The organism is Exiguobacterium sp. EF_C8, assembly GCF_054956715.1.
Map to the genome: position 1 here is coordinate 12,733 of NZ_CM143264.1, position 19,048 is coordinate 31,780.

The following is a 19,048-nucleotide window of genomic DNA, read 5'->3' on the forward strand; positions in this document are numbered from 1 at the left end:
ACACGAAATCTACGGGAAAGAAGGAATTTTGATGTCTATCGATACGATTGTGCTCTTCATTTTACTCGCCATCGCCCTGTTGATCATCCTTGTCCCACCCCTCCTCCTTTGGCACGTCTGGCGCGCCGATCGTCGCCAGCAAGAACATGCGGTCCTGCGCAACTTCCCCGTCCTCGGAAAGATGCGCTATATCCTCGAAAACATGGGACCGGAACTCCGCCAATACTTATTTCTCAACAATAACGAAGGCAAACCCTTCTCCCGCAATGAATACAAGACAGCCGTCCTTTCTGGCAAATACCAAAGTCGGATTCTTGGTTTTGGCTCGGAACGTAATTTTGAAGAAGCTGGTTTTTATGTACAAAACGCCCTCTTTCCAACGAATCGACAGGAATTACGGATCGATCAATCAGAACGTGTCGATACGCACATTTATCAAATTGATCGCGATGAACTGTTTACGCGGAAAGAACATCTTGTTGCGAAGCAAATCTCATCGTATCTCTTAAAAGTGGAGGATGCACCTATCATCGGGGCGAAGACATGTCGGCAGCCTTATCAAATCCAAGGACTGATCGGTCAATCGGCAATGAGTTTTGGTGCACTCGGTGACCGGGCCATCACTGCACTCTCGATCGGACTTGGTCGCGCTAAGGGCAGCTGGATGAATACTGGTGAAGGTGGTTTGTCCGATTTTCATCTCAAAGGTGACGTCGACATCATCTGTCAGATTGGTCCCGGTCTGTTCGGTGTCCGGACGGAGGACGGTGATTTTTCGTTTGACGAATTCCAGAAAAAAAGTGAGTTACCGCAAGTCAAAGCCTTCGAACTAAAGCTTGCCCAAGGGGCTAAAACGCGTGGCGGACATTTAGAAGGCGCAAAGGTCACAGAAGAAATTGCTGCTGTCCGGAAAGTCAAAGTCGGTGTTGGCATCGATAGTCCGAATCGCTTTAACGAATTCACGACACCAGAGACGATGCTCGACTGGGTCGAACGTCTCCGTGAGATCGGCGGCAAACCGGTCGGGATTAAAGTCGTCGTCGGTAATCTCGAAGACATGCGGCAGTTGATTGCTTATATGGAAGAATCCGGTCGTCATCCAGACTTCATGACGGTCGACGGTGGCGAAGGAGGGACAGGCGCGACGTTCCAAGAACTTGCGGATGCTGCCGGCCTACCACTCTTTTCCGCTTTACCGTTCGTTCATCAACTTTTGACAGAAGCCGGTTTACGCGACAAGGTCAAAGTGTTCGCATCCGGTAAGCTGATCAGTGCTGATAAGATTGCGATCGCTCTCGCCCTCGGCGCTGACTTCGTCAACATCGCGCGTGGTTTAATGTTTAATGTCGGCTGTATTCAAGCCCAAGTCTGTCATACGAATCACTGTCCGGTCGGCGTTGCGACGACTGATCCGAAACTGCAGAAGGCGCTGATCGTCGACGAAAAAAGTTTCCGCGTGACGAACTACATCATCTCGTTACGAGAAGGACTCTACAATCTGACGGCGGCAGCAGGACTCGTCTCACCGACGGAACTTCGCCCAGAACACGTCATCTATAAGGACGAAGCCGGACACCTGATTCCGGGTCCGGACTGGATGGCACGGCATATGATGGATCGCTCTCTTTCCTCACGGTAACGAATAGCACTCACTTGCACTTTTTAGCCAGAGCGCTTAAAGTGTATAGTTGATGAAATTCTTTAACCACACATGTGCATTACCTTAAGGAAAGGGTTTAATATACTATGAAAAAGAACTTTTGGCAGGACTTACCACGACCATTTTTCGTCTTAGCACCGATGGAAGACGTCACCGACGTCGTCTTCCGCCACGTCGTCGCAAAAGCGGCGCGTCCGGACGTCTTCTTCACGGAATTTACGAATACAGAAAGCTATTGTCATCCGAAAGGCAAACAGAGCGTCCGCGGACGTCTCGAGTTCACGGAGGATGAACAACCAATGGTCGCTCACATCTGGGGCGACAAACCGGAATATTTCCGCGAAATGAGCATCGGCATGGCAGAGATGGGCTTTAGCGGAATCGACATCAACATGGGCTGTCCCGTCCATAATGTGGCCGTGAACGGCAAAGGCTCCGGTTTGATCAATCGTCCGGAAGTTGCAGCTGAACTGATCCAAGCTGCAAAAGCAGGCGGTCTCCCAGTCAGCGTCAAAACGCGTCTCGGCTATACGAAGGTCGAAGAGTGGCACGATTGGTTGCGCCACATCCTCGAGCAAGATATCGCGAACCTCTCGATTCACCTCCGGACACGTAAAGAGATGAGTGCCGTTCCAGCGCACTTCGAATTGATTCCAGAAATCAAGAAGTTACGTGATGAAATCGCACCACAGACGTTACTGACGATCAACGGGGATATCAACGATCGCCAACACGGTCTTGAACTCGTCGAGAAATACGGTGTCGACGGTGTCATGATCGGTCGCGGGATCTTCCACAATCCGTTTGCATTCGAAGTCGAGAAAAAAGAACATTCGAGCCAAGAACTCCTCGATTTGTTACGTCTACAACTCGATCTACACGATCACTACTCGGCTCAATTCGAGCCACGTCTCTTCAAACCATTACGCCGGTTCTTCAAGATTTACGTCCGTGGATTCCGCGGTGCGAGTGAACTTCGGGTCAAATTGATGGAGACGAACTCAACGGACGAAGTGCGTGCCTTACTCGACGCTTTCGTTGAAGAAGAAGGGATTCACGAGGTCAACTCGTTTTCAATCTAACAGCAAAGCACGCCTCCTCGGCTTGAGGAAGCGTGCTTTTTGGTGTCACCAGTGTTCGACGGTTTGCCGCGCATCCGCACACCATTGTTCAAAGTCAGACTGATGCGTCAGCGACAGGAAACGTCGTTTCCCGAGTCGTCGATCGAGCCGCGCGATGCCGCGGATGAAAGGATGTGGGTGAACGAGCGCTTGTTCAAACGCAAGGTTCGGATACTCTAACAAATCTTGTTGCATCTCATAGTTCGCTAGATATCCGTCTTGTTTGACTTGTCGTTCGATCTCAGCCGATAACGCATGCGACTGTTCCAACCAGTCGGACTGCCATAGCGCTCCGTCTGGTTTTTCCGGTAACTGTGCAGCCCGTAACGCGTAACGCCGATCGACTTCCCGTTCGAAGCGAAAATCGTCTGCTCCAAGAATCTCTTCTCCGTCAAACGTCACCCAGACACGACTGGGGTTATCTTGAATCCGGTAGACAGTTGCGCGAAAAGCGATTCGTCCTTGTAACGACGGGGCGAGCAGTTGCTCGACCCGCTTTTTGATGATGGAAAACTGCAAGCGATCCGTCCTTTCCGTCCGGCTAATGTGATTAGCCGTTCTTCATATGAAACGATTCCGCAAGCGTGAACGTCAACTCTTTTAACTCGAGACCACCGAGTGCAAAGTAGAGTTTTAAATAATTGTGCGGGTTGAAGACGAAGACGTCCTTCGTCTGGCTGACCCACTCGCCGTTCGTTCCGTTGAAGGTGAACGTCGCGACCGGCATGTTATTCGCAAACAATGTCACCGGCATTTGCGCCAGTTCGCCGGCATTCGAACATGCCGTCAACGTGACCTGATACATCCCTGTCTCTTCTGCTGTGACAGCGAAGACGTGACTACTGCCCGTCGTCGTCGCAACATCCGTTAACGAGAACGCATTACCACTGACGAGACGCTGGTGCGAGACAGCTTGATCTTCGAGTGCCTCTTCTTCAACCGGTGCCCCGAGGACCTCGACGGGTGACGCCGTTCCGATCACACGATCCATGACCGGTGACCGCAGTAGAAACTGACAGATGTTCGCCGCACTCCGCAATAACTCGGAGCGTCGAAGTGTTCCGTCTGCGAGAGCCGTCAATGTATCATCCTCGAACGGATTCGTTCCCGGTTCGCCGACGACCATATAGAGATCGTTTTGCGAACGGACCATCGTCGCCGTTTGCTGCCGGTTTGCTTCCGTTCCTTCGGCGTTGATTTTCGCCCACCAGTCGGTCATGACGATTCCATCAAAGCCCCACTCATCGCGCAAGATGCGTGTGTTCTGATCGTATAAGCCGGCAGTCCAGATGCCATTGACGGCACCGTACGTCGTCATGATCGAGTATGCTTTCCCTTCCTTAACTGCCATCTCGAACCCTTTCAAGTACAACTCACGTAACGCCCGTTCTGATACGATCGAATCCAGATCATGCCGGTGGAACTCTTGGTTGTTGGCACTGAAGTGCTTCAACGTTCCCGTCACACCAACCCGGTGCATCCCGTCGAGCTGTGCCACGGCCATTTTTCCAGTCAGATACGAATCTTCCGAGAAATACTCGAAGTTCCGTCCGTTGAGTGGATGACGGTGGAGGTTCATCCCGGGTCCAAGCAACGTATCAATCTCGTTCTTCCGTAACTCAAGACCTGTCATCTCAAATAGATCGGCAATCAATGTTGTGTTGAACGTCGAGGCAAGCAATGTTCCGTTCGGTAACGAGAAGGCTTTCGTCCCGATGTCCATCCGGATTCCGGACGGACCATCCGCGCAGCAGCCTGCTGGAATGCCGAGTGCTTCGAGTTCTGCCGTCACGCCACCAAAAGCTCCCGCCGTTCCCGGTGTGACGCGCGGTGAGTTCATCCCTTCCCCCCGGACGATCGCGGCGAGATCCGCATCCGTCAATTGATCGAGGAACGTCTCGAGCGTGACCCGTTCTTCTTTGACGTCGCGTAACTTCCAACCAGCATCTTCCGTCTGCGTCCGTTCAACAGGACGCTCCTGTTGACGGCGCTGTTCCGGATCGATCGTCCGCAGTGGTGTTGCTTCATACGTCACCGTATATCCCGTTTCGGTCGCTTGCGGTTTGATGCGTTCAAACGCCGTCACCGGTGCCATGTTCTCCGTTAAGACGTCCGTGACGTCAAGCGTCTCGACAGAATGGCTTGCGACTGGAACCGCCGACCGGACGTCCGTTCCGAGATAGAGCTGATACGTGCCAGGTTCGACGACATAAGACGACTTATGCCCGGTAACGCCACTATCGTCATAACTCGCGAACGAGGCGAACGGTACGACGAGTGTGAGAGATTCTTGCTCGCCTGGTGCGAGTTCTTTTGTCTTGCCGAACGTAACGAGTTGACGCGTTGGGTTACCGAGTTGTCCTTGTGGTTTCTCAAGGTATCCTTGTATGACTTCCTTCCCGCTCGTCTGCCCGGTATTCGTCACTGTCGCTGTAATCGTCCAAGCATCAGCTGACGTCGTCACATCTGTCGCAAGTTTGAACGACGTATACGATAGTCCATAACCGAACGGATACAAGACCACTTCCGGTGCGAACGTCTCGAAGTAACGGTACCCGATATAGATGTCTTCTTGATACAACGCGCGATCGGCATGACCGAAGTATGGTGTTGACGGATAATCATCGAGTGAACGGACGATCGTATCCGGTAGTTTTCCAGACGGCGAGACGCGGCCGAGCAAGAGATCACTCAGCCCGGTTCCACCTTCCATCCCACCTTGCCAGGCATAGAGGACAGCACTTGGCGTCGTCTCTTCGACCCAGCGCATATCGATGATATTCCCGACGTTCAAGACGACGACGGTTTTTTTGAAAGATGTCGTCACGAGTCGGAGCATCTCCTGTTCCGTCTCCGTTAAAAAATAACTCCCTGGATCCGCTGTATTGTCGCGGTCTTCCCCAGCCGTACGACCAATCATGATCAAGGCAACATCGGAGTCAAGCGCTGCTTGCTGAACGAGTGTCGCGTCAAGCGGCATCTCTTCTTGCGACCACGGTTCGGCTGCCCAGCCTTCACCTTGGTCAAACGGATGGTCTTCAAGCCATGTCTCGTACGCCTTGAGGACGTCTGCATTCAGCGTCACGTCTTCGCGTAGCATGTCGAGTGGACTAACGAGGTTCGTGACGTTGACCATCCCGCCTGATCCTGTGCCACTTTTATAGTAGTTGAACTGGTTACGTCCAAAGACTGCGACCGTTGTTTCGGGTTGCAACGGGAGTACACCATCGTTTTGTAAGAGCACCGCTCCTTCAGCAACGGTCTGTCGTGCGAGCTGTGTATAGGCTTGCCAATCGAGCGTGTATGTCATCAGTCATCCACCTTTTTAATTAGTTTGAGAAAAGAGTCGTTTTAAATCCTTCGCGATTTCATCTAAGCTATCTTCGGCTTGCGGATAAAGACCGAGTTTATCGAGAAAAGCATGTTCCATTCCGCGGTACTGGAGATAGCGTGTTTTGACGCCAGCACGCGCGAGTTTTTTCGCATATGCTTCTCCTTCAAGACGTAAGTAATCAAACTCCCCTGTAATGACGATTGCCTCTGGTAAATCGGTGAGCGTCGCGAACAACGGCGAGATCCGTGGATCCTTCGAATCACTTGCTTGGACATACCATTGCTCGAGGATACCTTCTTCATCTTGAAGTGAGAGAATGATCCGTTCGAGGAACTGCGGTTCCGTTTGTCGGTCATACGCTTCAAGCGTCCAGTCATATTCCGAATTCGGATGTTCACCGACATTGACGACTGGATAATACAAGACTTGATAGCGGATATACGGCGTCGGACGCTCGCGGTCGAGCAAACAACAGACCGTCGCCAAGTTCCCACCGGCACTATCACCGGCGACAGCGATCGCACCTGGATCAATCCCAAGTCGATCAGCGTGTTCGACTGCCCAATCGATCGATGCATGACAATCCTCAAGTCCTGTCGGAAACGGATGCTCGGGTGCCAATCGGTAGCCGACCGACAAGACGGCGACGTTCCCTTTATCGGCTAATGCCTTACATGGATTCTCGACCGTCTCGAGCGTGCCACCGAAAAAACCACCGCCATGGAAATAGACGACGAGCGGGAGCGGACGCGCCGCTTCCGGACGATACAGCCGTGCTTCGATCGTGGTATCGGGTCTTGGGATCGCGAGGACATCCGTTGAGATTTGCCGAGTCGTCACGTCTTCGTTGTCCCACCCCATGCCGGCACGTGCCAGTTCGACTGGCGACGCCCCTTCTGGAATCGAGACCGATGGACGCTGCGTGAGGACGACCTCACGGACACGCGGATCGAGTGTTCCCGGAGTCGAGACGTCAGGAATCGGCTTATCGACGATTTCGAGTCCGTCTTGATGGATAGATGAACGATTTCGTAACGTCCGCAGTAAATCTTGCATTGATGTGGTAGACAATTGGATCGCTTCCTTTCTTATCAAATGGTTATCGAAAGCGCTTTCGATAACCATTAAAAAAATTCGAATGCCACTTTTTAAAAAAGAGACCGCTTACATCACAATATACCTGTCTTTGACAGCAGAAGCAAATGTTTCACCTAAAAAAATCAGCGCAGTCGCCTGCGCTGATCCTCATCGTAATTGTTCTTGGGAAACGATCGTAAAGCCATCGATGACCGTGTCTTCCTCGACCTCGATCAACAGGCATCGTTTCCCTTGATAGTTGACTTGTTTGACGTACTTCAAGTCTTGCGGACTGATCGCGATATTTGCGATCTTCGTATTGATTTTAATCGATTTCGCTTCATAGTTCGGGACGATGTTACTCGCCTTCATCTCGTATGTTGGATCGTCAACGACCGTCTTGAACGCCCGTTCGACCTGTTCCGTGCTGACGTCTTCGACACCACTTGCCTTGAGCACACGCTCGACTTCTTGGACGTCGAGCATCGGTACTTCTTCCTCATCTTGATCCTCTTCGACGACGATCAACTGGTTGATGTTTTCATAGACACCGGCTAACGTCTTCGTATCCATCGATTCCCCGACGACCGATTTGACGATTTCCTCGAAGATCGCTTTATCCTCATCTGCCGTGACGATCGGTTGACCTTTCAAGACATTTTCAAGGAAGCCGAAATCCGGTTTATTCGGCTTACCTGCCGCATACAAGACATGATTGACGTCTGCCGCATTGTCGGTGAAGGTCGGGAAGAGAAATCCACCAATCGGCGACGCCAGTTTGATGACCGGATTGATGAACAAGTTCGACTTGAATTCGCGTTCAACGAAATCAAAGACGAGCGATTGCTTCGGTAACTCTGTTAAGTTCAGGCTACCGAGAATGAACGGCGTCGTATAGACGTCGTCATTCGGATCGATCTCTGTCTCATCCGCTTGGCGCTTCGTCGTTTTATAGTATTGTCCGCGAATGAACGTGACGACGAGGTCATTCTCGTACTGGACGTCCTGAACCATCTTCAACGCCATCGTCTGCATCTGTTCGACCCAGTCCTCCGGCTCTTCCGCATACAGTCCTTCATAAAGAAGCTGTTGCGTATGACCCGTCTCCCCTTCTTCTGGATGCGTGAACTTGACCTCGAACAGCTTGACGTCGAGTTTTCCACCTAGTACCTTCTTGAAGTTCGCAAGGAACAGCTCCTGTTGCTCCGGATCAAGCAACGGAAACGGTCGGGCTTCCTCATGATAGATTTCGCTCGTCTCTTTTCGGATATAGACGTTGTAGATTTCATGGATTTTTAGTAAATCGGCATCCATCTTGAAGTGACGACGGATGTCGGCGATGTCTTTTTTATTCATGCATACCAGCTCCTCGAATCATTAAAATCCTGCTTCCTGAAAAGCGTACCATATGCGAGATGACCCGACATCTTTTAGAAAATCAATGTGCACGGAACGAATACGCGCGTGTGACAGGATTAACGATCTCATATTCATATTCCTGGTGGGCAGCGCGAGCTTGCACGATACAATTTTCTAGTTCTTTTGTGTTGAAATAACGTTGCGCTTCCGTCAACGTGCCACTTACGACTAAAAAGATACCGCACACGATCAACCATCCTCTGATTCGTTCGTTCATGATGTAGCCCCCTTTCTTCTCCACCTAAATCCTAACATCAGACCCTTGTATATAATGACAAAAATTTAATTTTTATAACATTTACACGATATTCATTTTCTCCTAAATAAGTGAGGCCATACTAAAAATTGTGAAGGGTGTCTTCACATCATCTCGTCTCATACATAGGAGGAATGACACGTGTTCAAAGCGATCAAGTCCATTGTCATCACTGCACTCGTCTGCCTGACCGCTTTCCAATTCGATACGACATCCGTTTCTGCACTACCCTCAGGTATCTCGTCGAAAGCGACGGCCCAGTCTCAACTCGATGCCTTAACTGTTAAAACAGAAGGCAGCATGACCGGTTATTCGCGCGATTTGTTTCCGCACTGGATCAGTCAAGGAAGCGGCTGTGATACACGACAAGTCGTCTTAAAACGTGACGCTGATTCATATGTCGGATCGTGTCCCGTTACATCTGGTTCTTGGTATAGTTACTATGACGGACTGACATTCACGAACCCGTCTGACCTCGACATCGATCACGTCGTACCGCTTGCGGAAGCATGGCGCTCAGGAGCAAGCAGTTGGACGACGACGACACGTCAAGCGTTCGCAAACGATTTGACAGGTCCGCAATTGATCGCTGTCTCTGCGAGCTCGAACCGTTCAAAAGGGGACCAGGATCCGTCGACATGGAAGCCGACACGTGCAGGTGCGAGTTGTGCCTACTCAAAGATGTGGATCAATACGAAGAGCCGCTGGAACCTCAGCTTACAGTCGAGTGAAAAAACAGCTCTACAAACGATGTTGAACACATGTACATACTAAAAAGGAGTCGATTCGATGGAAACGAAAACCTCTACCTTTACCGCCACACATGGTGTCATGACGCAAGAAGTCGGGGTCATCAGCGGTGAACTCGAACTCCGGACGACCTGTCAGGAAGACGGGACGTTGGAACTGAAGATTGCTTATGTCGGGGCGATAGACGTCTATACGTTACCCGGCACTTATCGTGTCCATGACGTTCGGGATCATGATGTCATTCATCAGATGCTCGTCAATGTACTAGAACGAACATAATGAAAACAGACGCTGTCCAAATTAATGGACGGCGTCTGTTTTCATTCTACATATTCAAAATCAGATTATCATTATTTACTAAAGCATACGTTTTATCTGACGTTCTATCCGGTATAGTGAGAACAACGTCATTATTCGTTTAGGGAGGAATACTTCATGCGAAACGTTTTGATCCCAACCGGCGTCATCTTAAGTGGTGCAGGTCTCTATATGGCACTAGAAAGTCACGTGCCTGCATTACTCGTTACTGGTATCATCATGCTATTTGGTTGTGGTATCGGTATCATCACGAAAGCAAAGTCAGAGTAATCCATAAATCTAGTTAGGAGGATAACTATGATTCAACAGTTCATCAAGGAACAGCAGTCACACTCCATTATTGGAGGTTTTATCGCCAAGTCTGCCGACCCAATCCTCGCTCACGTCAATCCATCGCGTTTACAAGAAAAAGACCTCGTGGTATTGATTCAAGCTGATCAATCGATTGTTGTCTCTTTCGCTAATCAGCAAGATCAGACAAATTGGACGCCACTATCCCGAGAGCAGGTTCATCGATCGAAAAGTCTACTCGCACCTAAGACATACTATTTCAAAATTAAGCATGAGGAATATGCCGGAACCTATTTGATTTCACCAGATTTGATTGTGAACGATCAATTCAAGAGCGAAAAGGATTATTTAGAAGTTCTAACATCAACAATGAATGGATAACTTATAGCTGTTTTATGAAGACGATTTCGTCTTTAATCGGAATTCCCTTTTCATTGTATAACGGGATTTCCGGTTTTATTTTGCGTGCAAGGCCCACGGCATTTGGAATCACCTGCGATACTGTATATCCCCGATGTTGATAGAAACGTATCGCACGTTCATTGTCGTTTGTCGTAACGAGTGTCAGCAAGTTGCATTGTTGCTGTGCTGCTTTTTCCTCAACGACTTGCATCAACCGTGAGCCGATTCCTTTGCCTTCTTCAAGACTATCCAGTGAAATGATTTCGCACGTCTGTGAAGTAATATGATAGGTGATCAGTCCAATGATTTCATAATCATCATTCGTAACATAAAATCCATCCAACAGACTGCAATCATGAACACCTGTTGACGTTACCATTTGTGAACTGCCCCAGTGCACAGTAAAAAAGTCTTTAATCTGACTACGTGTTTCCTCTTCAATGATCTGAATAATCATTATGTCCTCCATTCATTTTTAATGTTTATTCTATGTAACGATTCCAAGTTAAGTATTCATCTAAGTCTTTCCATGTTAATAAAGTATATGGGGTCCCCGTCTCTAATTTTATCGATACATTTTCTGCTATCACTTTTATACGTTTGGTTGGATCGTCTCTTTTTCCTGCAGGATAAACAGCTATTTTATTAAATAATAATTCCCCATCCGCCTGAGTTTCTTTCTTTAAATCTAATTGATTGATTTGATCTTTTGAAGGAATTTCTTTTCCTATACAATCACATATTTCAAAAAGAGGATATCGATCCTTCGTCCACTGTTCAATGATTTCGATAACCTTAAGAATCATGAAATCACCTGATGGTAATTGATAACTAATCGCATCACCGGTCTTTAAATTTGTTTCAGCTATGAATCTCTTTGGTACTTTTTTGGCTTGTGGCTGAGGAGAGTTAAGTTTCTCCTTCAATTTATAAAGGATGACTTCGCGTTTCTTTTTCAATTTAGGATCTTCTTCCCAACGATCAAGGTCAACACCACTATCAATGATACGCAATGCCTCACTTTTCACTTCATCTTGAAGTCTTCCTAATTTCCATTGTATTAAGGCAAAAGATAACCAAAAAGCTGTAATTTCTTCATCGTCTATCTCATCTAGGTATTCTTCAATAACAACTTTCGTTGCTTCTTCATTCGTAAAGTTGTCGCCTAATAAATCCTTATATCTAAAGCTAATATCTTCTGCTATGTCATCAGACAATATCGCTACTCCCCAAGCTCCCATCTATTCTCCACCTCCATGATTTTCATGTCCTTTTTATTAATCGAAATATTGACTTATAAAAAAGCATCAAAGACATTTAGGGTGTGCTTTGACGCTTCAGAATGATATTCATACGTTTACTTATGATACGGTTCATTCCGATTAATCCGGTATGCCCGATAAATCTGTTCACAGAGAATCATCTTCATCAATTGATGCGGGAATGTCATCTTTGAAAACGAAATCGTATCGTTCGCACGCTGCATCACTTCTGGTGCAAGACCGAGTGATCCACCGATGACGAAAGCAATTTTGCTCTTGCCGTATGTCGCGAGTTGATCGAGTTCTTTTGCGAACTGTTCACTCGTCCGTTGTTTTCCTTCAATAGCAAGTGCAAGGACATGAACGTCCGGTCCAATCTTCGCTAAAATCCGTTCGCCCTCTTTTTTCTTTACTTGCGCCATCTCCGCTTCACTCAACTGCTCCGGTGCCTTTTCGTCCGCGACCTCGATTTCTTGGATCGAACAGTAGGCGCCGAGACGCTTCGTATATTCGGCGATGCCTTGCTTCAAATACTTCTCTTTTAGCTTTCCGACCGTAATGATGGTAATTTGCATCTTTTTTCTCGCTTTCTGACAGAAAATTCAGGAGTTATCCACAGAGTTATCCACAAATCCACATGTTGATATTTATTTTTTGCTTGACACAAGATATGTTGCCGGTGCCTCGCAGTATTCACACGTGATGTTTTTTTCTGGATTTAGCTGATCGAGAATCGGGTATTGTTCTGTTTCATCTACGATTTCGTCAAGTGCGAGTTCGACATGTTCTAAACAAACGTACTTATCCACAGGTTATCTCCTCCTTTCACTTATCCACATTTATCCGCTTCCAGTATAACAAATATCAACCTTCCTGACCGGAAAAGCCATACGTTTCCTCACTCAAAAAAACCATCCACAGGTCGGACCTGTGGATGGTTTTGAGATTACGCCTTACTGAACGGTCGGAGACTGCGCGGACAACTTCACATCTGCTGTCTGCTTTTCCCCGCCTCGGTAGAACGTGACTTTGACCGTTTCACCAACTTTTGCATCCCGGTAGAGAACGCTTTTTAGATCAGCGAAGGACGCGATTTCTTTACCATTGATCTCAACGATGACATCGTTCGCCTTCATTCCCGCTTTTTCGGCTCCGCTATTACGAGTCAGACCGACGACGACGATTCCTTTCGTGACATCATTCGGCAATTTCAACCGATCTTCGCGGTATCCGCTTGGGAATTCCTGCACGTCACGGATCTGAATACCGAGCTGTGGACGAACGACTTCACCGTTTTGCTCGAGATCACGCATGATTGGTAACGCTTCGTTGATTGGAATCGCAAATCCGACTCCTTCGACACTTGCTTCCGCAATCTTCATCGAGTTGATCCCGATCAATTGACCGGCTGTATTGATGAGCGCTCCACCCGAGTTCCCCGGGTTGATCGCTGCATCGGTTTGGATGACTTCTGTATTGAAGTCTTGCTGTCCGTCCTTGTTCGTATCGACTGGAACCGTCCGTTCCTGCGCACTGATGACACCGCGCGTGACGGAGTTCGCGAAGATTCCGAGTGGGTTTCCGATCGCAAGCACCGTTTCACCGGCACGTAACGTATCCGAATCCCCCAGTTTTGCGACTTGTGTCACTTTCGATGAATCAATCGACAGGACCGCTAAATCGTACGTCGGATCTTCGCCGAGGACTTTTGCCTCGAGTGCTGTTCCGTCGGATAACGTGACAGACAAGCGACTTGCCCCTTCAACGACATGGTAGTTTGTGACGACGTAGGCTTTATTGCCGTCTTTTTTATAGATGACGCCGGACCCTGCACCCGTTTCCTGATCGGTTCCTTGGAACGAGCTCTGAAGGTTCGTTACGCTCACGACGGCTTCCTTCGTCTTACCGACCGCACCGACGATGTCGGCTTCATCCTCTGTCGTCTGTGTCGCGGTCTGTTCCGTTGCCGTTGACGAGACCGGTGTCGGACTCGTCATCTCATCGCGGACGAACGGCCACGCGATGAGGGCGATCAACAAGGCTCCGACGATTCCGCCGATCAGACCGACGAAAAAGGCTTTTCCGGCACCGCGACGACGCGGGGGTTCTGGTTGTTCTTCATATGGTTCACGATAAGGGCTGACCGGTTCGCTCGTTGCCGGCTGACGGGGCGGGAAGCCGCTCTCATCGGATGACTGTTCGTATCGTTCGGATTCGTTCCGTGGTTCTTCCGGTCGATCCATCGACATACGCCTCCTTTATGACTCTCTTTACACAAGTATACCCCCATCACGTGGCAAGTGAGCCAAATGTGGGGGTCTTTTGAGCATATTCAGTAATTTCCCATAATCAAAGCTTCAGGAGCGGCGTCGGAATGACCGGGTCCGTGTCGAGGAGCTGAATCTTACTCAGATCGACGTCACGGCTTGCGAGCGTCTGGGAGACGCTCATCCGGGCGAGTTCTTTCATGTTGTTATCCTTGCTCAAGTGGGCCATGTGGATCCGTTTCGTCCGGTCGTCAAGGACCTCGCTCATCGCGATCGCAGCGTCCTCATTCGAGACGTGTCCGTAGTCGCCGAGGATCCGCCGCTTGACGCTCCACGGATAATGTCCCATCTGGAGCATACCGATATCGTGGTTCGCTTCGAAGATATAGGCATCGGCGCCCCGAATAACACCTTTCATCCGGTCCGAGACGTATCCGGTATCGGTGATGTGTGCCAATCGTTTTCCTTCATGCGCGAACTGGAAGAACATCGGATCCGCTGCATCGTGACTGACGTTGAACGATTCGACCTCGATGTCACCGAACTGCTTGACCTCTCCGACTTCCCAGAGGAACTTCAGCGCCGGATCGATCTTACCAATCTTCGCTTCCATCGCCGCCCATGTCTTTTCATTGGCATAGAGCGGGATGTTGTACTTGCGTGCCATGATGCCGACGCCTTTGATATGGTCGGAGTGCTCATGGGTGACGAACAGACCGTCGATACCCTGCGGCGACCGGTCGATCTGGTCGAACAAGGCGAGCATCGCCTTGCCGGTCAGTCCGGCGTCGACGAGCAAACGGGTCTGTTCACTTTCGATATAGAGGGCGTTCCCCGTCGAGCCACTGGCCATGACGCTGTAGTGTAGGCTCATCGTGCATTCCTCATTTCTCTGAGACTGTATCCAATCGTTCGACGGTCTGGACACCGCCGTCAATCGCATTGACGAAGTAGACTTCCTCGTTGTCGAGCTCGATTTGCCACGTCGGCGGCAGGATTTGAACGGATTCCGTGCCTTCCGTGACGAGACAGAAATATCCGAGCTTATGACTCGTCAACCGTTTCGATGCCGGGAACAAACCTTGCTCCGACAACTGGACGATCGCTTCACTTGCCGATAACAACGTCACGTCCTGTGCTTGCCGGACGACCTTGTTCAAGTGGCGTTGTTTGTAGCTGACGATTTCCTTCGCATCGTTGAGTTGCAAGACGAGCAGGGACGGTCCGATCATCGCATCGTCCTCACGCGACTGCTGTGGTGTCGAATAGAGCGGCTGTCCCTTATACGTCTGAACGAATGTCATCTCCTGATACTTACTATCATACTTCCAAAATGTATATTCGGCACCATACCGAACGGACGCTTGAACGAACGATGAAGCGGAATCCCGCATCGTCTTCGTTTCGAGTCGATACGGTTTCGTCAACCGGACCGACCACTCGACATCATTCTTGACGGAGGCGACTGCATCCTGAATCGGTGAACTTGCAAGTGGCGCCAGCGTCCGCGCATCGACTTCGGCCGTCAAATAACCAATGTCACGTGTGACCGGTTGCAGTTTCTTCTCGTCGATGTGACGATCCTTCAAGATCGATTTCCCGGTCGCACTTGTCGCAACGATCCGCGGCTCGACCATCCGGTCCATCAATTGAATGGCGAGGTAGACGTTCAGGATCAAAAAGGTCAGCATCAATAAGGTCTTCGCTTTACTCCAGTCCATTCGTCCTCACCCCTCATTCCCGACAGCTTGATTGATCGATTGCCAAACCCCATCGACCTTGATGAACCACGTCGGCTCAAAGACAGCGTAGCGGCTCGTTGAAATTTTATACGTCATCTCATATCCGACCCGGATCCCACTGATTTCTTTTAAGAGATCGGCGCGTCTTAAACGTTCAAGAACCGTTTCGACAGCCGGCACCGTCTCTTCCCGAAGGATCAACTTCCGCTTCGCTCGAAGCATGCTGCGGCTGAGCGACCGGACTTGATTTTCTTCATACATGATCTTCAGTGTCGCGAGATCGAACTTCGTCTGTTCGAGCAACGGACCGCTCTCCCCGAACACCGGATACCGGTTCAAGTACAACCGGAACGTCGCCGTCTGTTCCTCGCCCTTCTTACTCATCTGATCGAAGTAATAGCGGAAACCACTCCGTTGTGTCTCTTGATCAAGCCAGCCTCCATGAATGTTGACGTAGCTAACGAGCGTGCTGTAATCAACGGTCGAGCTTTGGGTGTTCGGCGATAACGTGTTGAAGCGATAGACATTGTAGTTTCGGTCGTACGTCGAGACGCTGACGCCATCCGTCAAGACGTCGAGATCATCGCGACTCTTGATTTGCTGGACGTTCGAATTTTCAGCAAAGAAGGCACTCCGGATGCGATCGAGTGGTTGCGGCGATTGCCCGACCTCGTCATAGACGAAGACTTGTTCCAGCCGTGTCGTACCACTCGCGACATACGTATAATCGCCCCCTTTGAGTTCGACGCGCGTCATCGGTTTTTTCTTATCGTACGCGAACAGTCGTTTCAGAACCGTCTCATCGCCGACGAGTTTAAAGTCCTTTAGGCGCCCCGTCGCCGACTCAAGACGGAGAATCGGACCATCGTAATCGAGGAGATAGAGCCGTTTGATCGGTTCTGAGAACGCGATCTGTTTTTCTCCGAGTAACTCCTCAAGCATCGTTGCGCTGATCGGTGTCGGAAAAATCATCTCGACGCTCCGCTCGCCGACCGGGATGTTCTTTGCTTTATCCGTCAGGACAAGGACCCCGATATTGAACGATGCACCGATCCGGTTGAGGAAGGTCCGCCCGATGATTTGCGTTTGGTACGTCCCTTCCTGATCCGAATAGACAAGTAATTCCGGATTAATCAGCTGGTTGCTTTCAATCGTCTTTGAGGCATCGATCTCGTTGAACGAGACTTGTTCCCGCTCGATCGATTCACTGCTTGGATGATAGGTCCAGAGCATCGCTGTCTGAGCGATCGAACCGGCGACGAGCAGGACGAGTAACAGCGAACTCCAGTGTTGTTTCTTCATCCGGCATCCACCTCTTCGATCACCTCATACGGAAGCGTGAAGTAAATCGTCGTACCGCGTCCCCATTCGCTTTCTGCCCAGATGTCGCCACCGTGAGCCGAAACGACGTCTTTCGCAATCGACAGACCAAGACCAGTTCCGCCGATTTTACGGGCACGGGCTTTATCGACACGATAGAAGCGTTCGAAGATTTTTTGGAGATTCGCTTTCGGGATTCCGACACCTTCATCCTTGATGCTGATGACGATCCGTTTTGCCCGGAGCATCGTCCGGACGGTTATTGTTCCGCCTTCCGGTGAGTATTTGATCGCGTTCGTCAGGATGTTATCTGCGACCTGAATCAATTTATCCTGATCTCCACGGATATAGACTTTCCGCTTCATGATCTTACGACGGAAACGAATCCGTTCCGGCTTCGTCATGTCATGGCGATCGAGAATCTCATTCAAGAACTGAATGTAATCGAAGCGGACTTTGTTCATCTTATATTCCTTACTGTCCATCTTCGACAGCTGTAAAAGATCGGTGACGAGGCGGATCATCCGCTCCGTCTCATTTTGTGTCGTCTCAAGGAAACGCGGTGCGAGTTCCTCATCCTGATAGGCGCCTTCTGCCAAGGCTTCGAGGTAGCTGCGCATCGTCGTCAGTGGTGTCCGGAGCTCGTGACTGACGTTCGCGACGAATTCACGTCGATCCTGTTCGACCTGCTCCTGTTCCGTGACGTCATGTAGGACGACGATCATCCCGGTAATCGGTCCACTGTGTTTCTTGACGGGCGAGAAGAATGCCCGGACGAGGAACAGTTCGTCCTCACTACTGAAATCGAGCAGACGCGGTGGCATCGTGCCGTCTTCCGGAATCATGAAATCGTCACCGAGTGCCAGTAGGTCCTTCAAGTTCGTTCCGACGACGCTCGCATCGTCAGCGCCGACGATATCCTTCGCTTGATCATTCATCAAAATGACGCGCAGCGTCCGGTCCGTCGCGATGACCCCGTCGGTCATGTTCTCAAGGACACTCGTCAACTTCCGCCGTTCGGCTTCCGTCGTCGCGTTCGCTTCGAGCAGCTCATCCGTCAATTCATTGAACGAACGAGCGAGTTGCCCGATCTCATCATCCGAATAGACCTTAACCTTCCGCGAGAAGTTCCCGCGTCGCATCTCGATCGCTTGACGCCGCATATCCGAAATCGGACGCGTGATCGTCCGCGACAGCAAGACTCCGAGAATCGACGTGATGACGAGGGCGATGACTGTTCCGGTCGCAAGAATCCGCGTGACCTGTTGCATCTGCGAATAGATCGACTCCATCGAGGCACGGACATAAATCATCCCGGTCGTCACACCGTCTCGTTCCGAGGTGACGGGTACGGCAAAGATCCGGATCTTATCTTCTGATTCCGGATCGAGTACGGTGTCCGTCCGGGTCGAGCTCGTTGCCTGCGCTTTTTTAATCAGTGAATTCGTCGCCCGTTGACCGACCGCCGACTGGTTCTCGTCATCCGATGTCGCTTGGATGATCGAGTCCTGATCGATAATCTGGACTTCGAGGATGTCGTTCCTTGAGGTGGAGCCATTACTAAACTCAGACAGCAGTTGCCCTAATGATTGGGACAACTGCCGTTTGGAGGCTTCATCATCGCCTGTTTTATCGAATTCCTTCCCGACGTTATAGGCGACAAGACCTGCCCGGTCCTCGACCGACTTCGAGAAGTTCGTAATGTACTGCTTTTCAAGGGAACGAACGAAGTAGACACCAATGACCTGCATCGCCACTAAAATCAATAAGGCATAGATGACGACAAGCTTCCATTGGATGGATTTAAAGAAGTTCGTTCCTTTTAACAT

General features: G+C 49.9%; 20 protein-coding genes. 6 read left to right on the forward strand and 14 right to left on the reverse strand.

The window, feature by feature from the left end; translation table 11 throughout:
* The first annotated feature begins 31 nt into the window (after positions 1–31).
* Together ACY2IG_RS00070 and ACY2IG_RS00075 are read left to right on the forward strand one after the other, a co-directional pair.
* The gene (locus tag ACY2IG_RS00070; RefSeq protein ID WP_462618229.1) at positions 32–1,639 is read left to right on the forward strand and encodes an FMN-binding glutamate synthase family protein; all 1,608 of its coding nucleotides are present in this window, start codon (positions 32–34) and stop codon (positions 1,637–1,639) included.
* Positions 1,640–1,746: 107 nt separating this feature from the next.
* Positions 1,747–2,742 (forward strand): tRNA dihydrouridine synthase, encoded by a 996-nt coding sequence (locus ACY2IG_RS00075; protein WP_029343007.1) that lies wholly within the window; start codon positions 1,747–1,749, stop codon positions 2,740–2,742.
* Positions 2,743–2,787: 45 nt separating this feature from the next.
* Here the strand turns inward: ACY2IG_RS00075 and ACY2IG_RS00080 are convergent, their stop codons facing one another.
* From ACY2IG_RS00080 to ACY2IG_RS00100, 5 genes are all read right to left on the reverse strand, one after another.
* Complete coding sequence (locus ACY2IG_RS00080; protein WP_462618230.1) at positions 2,788–3,300, reverse strand: SF0329 family protein; 513 nt, start codon at positions 3,298–3,300, stop codon at positions 2,788–2,790.
* Positions 3,301–3,331: 31 nt separating this feature from the next.
* Positions 3,332–6,091 carry a glycoside hydrolase family 3 protein gene (locus ACY2IG_RS00085; protein ID WP_462618231.1) on the reverse strand — a complete coding sequence of 920 codons (2,760 nt, stop codon included), beginning with the start codon at positions 6,089–6,091 and terminating at the stop codon, positions 3,332–3,334.
* A gap of 15 nt (positions 6,092–6,106) precedes the next feature.
* Positions 6,107–7,171 carry an alpha/beta hydrolase gene (locus ACY2IG_RS00090; protein WP_462618232.1) on the reverse strand — a complete coding sequence of 355 codons (1,065 nt, stop codon included), beginning with the start codon at positions 7,169–7,171 and terminating at the stop codon, positions 6,107–6,109.
* Between the two features lie 189 nt (positions 7,172–7,360).
* The gene (locus ACY2IG_RS00095) at positions 7,361–8,548 is read right to left on the reverse strand and encodes a DUF4317 domain-containing protein (protein WP_462618233.1); all 1,188 of its coding nucleotides are present in this window, start codon (positions 8,546–8,548) and stop codon (positions 7,361–7,363) included.
* A gap of 82 nt (positions 8,549–8,630) precedes the next feature.
* Positions 8,631–8,828 carry a hypothetical protein gene (locus ACY2IG_RS00100; RefSeq protein ID WP_313586363.1) on the reverse strand — a complete coding sequence of 66 codons (198 nt, stop codon included), beginning with the start codon at positions 8,826–8,828 and terminating at the stop codon, positions 8,631–8,633.
* Positions 8,829–9,020: 192 nt separating this feature from the next.
* Between ACY2IG_RS00100 and ACY2IG_RS00105 the strand changes: the two genes are divergently transcribed.
* The 4 genes from ACY2IG_RS00105 (at position 9,021) to ACY2IG_RS00120 (ending at position 10,607) form a co-directional block, all read left to right on the forward strand.
* Complete coding sequence (locus ACY2IG_RS00105; protein WP_462618728.1) at positions 9,021–9,641, forward strand: HNH endonuclease family protein; 621 nt, start codon at positions 9,021–9,023, stop codon at positions 9,639–9,641.
* A 15-nt stretch (positions 9,642–9,656) separates the two neighbouring features.
* Positions 9,657–9,896, forward strand: a complete 240-nt coding sequence (locus ACY2IG_RS00110; RefSeq protein ID WP_064300766.1) for a hypothetical protein — start codon at positions 9,657–9,659, stop codon at positions 9,894–9,896.
* Between the two features lie 156 nt (positions 9,897–10,052).
* A complete protein-coding gene (locus ACY2IG_RS00115) occupies positions 10,053–10,205 on the forward strand; it encodes a hypothetical protein (RefSeq protein ID WP_290753778.1) in 153 nt (50 codons plus the stop codon).
* 27 nt (positions 10,206–10,232) lie between these two features.
* A complete protein-coding gene (locus tag ACY2IG_RS00120) occupies positions 10,233–10,607 on the forward strand; it encodes a hypothetical protein (RefSeq protein ID WP_462618234.1) in 375 nt (124 codons plus the stop codon).
* 1 nt (position 10,608) lies between these two features.
* On the opposite strand, the gene ACY2IG_RS00125 is transcribed toward ACY2IG_RS00120, so the two are convergent.
* The 9 genes from ACY2IG_RS00125 to walK form a co-directional block, all read right to left on the reverse strand.
* Complete coding sequence (locus ACY2IG_RS00125) at positions 10,609–11,085, reverse strand: GNAT family N-acetyltransferase (protein WP_462618235.1); 477 nt, start codon at positions 11,083–11,085, stop codon at positions 10,609–10,611.
* A 25-nt stretch (positions 11,086–11,110) separates the two neighbouring features.
* Positions 11,111–11,869: a hypothetical protein gene (locus ACY2IG_RS00130; protein WP_462618236.1), complete on the reverse strand. Its 759-nt coding sequence runs from the start codon at positions 11,867–11,869 to the stop codon at positions 11,111–11,113.
* A 116-nt stretch (positions 11,870–11,985) separates the two neighbouring features.
* Complete coding sequence (gene rlmH, locus ACY2IG_RS00135) at positions 11,986–12,465, reverse strand: 23S rRNA (pseudouridine(1915)-N(3))-methyltransferase RlmH (RefSeq protein WP_023469837.1); 480 nt, start codon at positions 12,463–12,465, stop codon at positions 11,986–11,988.
* Positions 12,466–12,537: 72 nt separating this feature from the next.
* Positions 12,538–12,699, reverse strand: coding sequence for a CxxH/CxxC protein (locus tag ACY2IG_RS00140; RefSeq protein ID WP_069201504.1), 162 nt, complete (start codon positions 12,697–12,699; stop codon positions 12,538–12,540).
* Between the two features lie 144 nt (positions 12,700–12,843).
* Positions 12,844–14,133, reverse strand: a complete 1,290-nt coding sequence (locus tag ACY2IG_RS00145) for a S1C family serine protease (RefSeq protein ID WP_462618237.1) — start codon at positions 14,131–14,133, stop codon at positions 12,844–12,846.
* Positions 14,134–14,239: 106 nt separating this feature from the next.
* Positions 14,240–15,031, reverse strand: a complete 792-nt coding sequence (locus ACY2IG_RS00150) for an MBL fold metallo-hydrolase (protein WP_290753792.1) — start codon at positions 15,029–15,031, stop codon at positions 14,240–14,242.
* A gap of 10 nt (positions 15,032–15,041) precedes the next feature.
* Entirely contained in the window at positions 15,042–15,878 is an 837-nt protein-coding gene (locus ACY2IG_RS00155) for a two-component system regulatory protein YycI (RefSeq protein ID WP_035411749.1), read from the reverse strand.
* Positions 15,879–15,884: 6 nt separating this feature from the next.
* The gene (gene yycH, locus ACY2IG_RS00160) at positions 15,885–17,201 is read right to left on the reverse strand and encodes a two-component system activity regulator YycH (RefSeq protein ID WP_035411747.1); all 1,317 of its coding nucleotides are present in this window, start codon (positions 17,199–17,201) and stop codon (positions 15,885–15,887) included.
* Complete coding sequence (gene walK, locus ACY2IG_RS00165) at positions 17,198–19,048, reverse strand: cell wall metabolism sensor histidine kinase WalK (RefSeq protein ID WP_035411745.1); 1,851 nt, start codon at positions 19,046–19,048, stop codon at positions 17,198–17,200. Before walK ends, yycH begins: the two co-directional genes overlap by 4 nt.